This is a genomic window from Amycolatopsis kentuckyensis (assembly GCF_002155975.1).
GTDB classification, from domain to species: domain Bacteria; phylum Actinomycetota; class Actinomycetes; order Mycobacteriales; family Pseudonocardiaceae; genus Amycolatopsis; species Amycolatopsis kentuckyensis.
In genome coordinates, this window is record NZ_MUMI01000818.1 from 267 (window position 1) to 1,403 (window position 1,137).

At 74.9% G+C, this 1,137-nt stretch carries 1 protein-coding gene; it reads right to left on the bottom strand.

Translation table 11 applies throughout. The annotated features are described in order from the left end of the window. On the bottom strand, positions 1-1,137 hold a 1,137-nt coding region (locus CCN39_RS48290; protein WP_244211357.1), incomplete at both ends, for a beta-ketoacyl [acyl carrier protein] synthase domain-containing protein.

Here is a 1,137-nt window from a genome sequence, read left to right on the forward strand (position 1 = left end):
GAACCGGCACCCGGAACGGCCCCAGGTCCAGCGCCGGGTTGGGCGCCCGGAAATCCACCGTCGGCGGCACCACCCCGTGGTACAGGGACAGGGTCGCGCGGATCAGCCCCACCACCCCGGCCGCCGCGCCCAGGTGGCCGATCTGGCTCTTCACCGACGAAATCGCGCACGCCGAGGCGTCGGGCATCGCCTCGCGCAACGCCGCCACCTCGATCGGGTCGCCCAGGCGGGTGCCGGTTCCGTGCGTCTCCACGTACCCGACGTCCGCCCCGGTGCGCCCGGCCCGCCGGAGCGCGGCCCGGATCGCCGCGCGCTGCCCGGCCGGGGACGGTGCGCTGTACCCCTGCTTGACCGCGCCGTCGTTGGTCAGCGCCGAGCCCGTGATCACCGCGTACACCGTGTCGCCGTCACGTCGAGCCGCCGAGAGCGGCTTCAGGACCACGACCCCGACGCCGCTGCCGCCCACCGTGCCGTCCGCGTCGTCGCTGAACGGGCGGCAGTGCCCGTCCGGCGAAAAGATGTGCTGCGGCCGGTACCGGTACCCCTCGGCCAGGGTGACGTCGACGAGCACGCCGCCCGCCAGCATCACCTCCGCCTCGCCGCCGCGCAGCATCGCCGCCGCCTGGTGGACCGCGACCAGCGAACTCGAGCACGCCGTCTGGGTCGTCAGCGCGGGACCCGTGAGGTCGAGGTGGTACGCCACCTTCGTCGCCAGGAAGTCCTTCTCGTGGTGCAGGGCCAGCTGGAAGCCGTCCGGGAGCGCGGCCGGGTCGGCTTCGCGCAGCAGCTGCTGGAAGTACGTGTTCTCGCCGCAGCCCGCGATCAGCCCGACGCCGGCCCCTGAAGGGATCCCGGCGTGGGAGAGGGCCTCCACGCACGCCATCAGCAACTGCCGCTGCTGCGGGTCCATCAGCGCCGCGTCGCGGTGGCTGACGCCGAAGTACGCCGGGTCGAACGCCAGGGGATCGGCGAGGAGGCTGCGCGCGCCGACCAGGCCGTCCGCCGCCGGGAACTCCTCGATTCCCCGGCGGCCCGAGACGACCAGGTCCCAGAACGCCGCCAGGTCCCGGGCGCCCGGCAGCCGCACCGCCATGCCGACGACGGCCACCGGCTCGTCGGCCGCGGCCCGGGCGGACG